The organism is Pseudomonas sp. dw_612 (assembly GCF_018449725.1).
Lineage (GTDB): Bacteria > Pseudomonadota > Gammaproteobacteria > Pseudomonadales > Pseudomonadaceae > Aquipseudomonas.
This window is the reverse complement of the sequence record NZ_JAAVVC010000074.1, coordinates 1-355: the sequence shown is the minus strand read 5'-3', so window position 1 is coordinate 355 and position 355 is coordinate 1. Positions and strand designations below refer to the sequence as shown.

Annotated in this window: 1 pseudogene; it reads left to right on the top strand. The window is 61.4% G+C overall.

Features of this window, described 5'->3' with window-relative positions:
- Nucleotides 1-355, top strand: a pseudogene (locus HB680_RS32535) (hypothetical protein); the annotation flags it as partial.

Genomic DNA, 355 nt, shown 5'->3' with positions numbered 1-355 from the left:
AGTACGGCGTGCGCCGCCAATACGGCATGGGCATCGGTTTCCAGCACGGCGAAACCCTCACCAGCGTCGAATTCCCCTGCGCCGGCCTGCCCATCGCCATCAGCTACTGGGAAGCGATTCGCGGCTACATGGAATACGAAGTCAACGACCTCAAGTCCATCCAGGACCCGCTAGACCTGCAAGGCCCCGACGACCCACCCCACGAAGGCCTGCACACCTTTCGCAACGCCCGCGCGCGCATGCACCAGCAAATCCGCGACGGTTCCCGCAATCGGGTCTCAGGGTTTTTCTGGTACCTGTACCACGTGATGACCCTGTGGACGATCCCGAACTACTTGGTCGAATGGGAAATCCG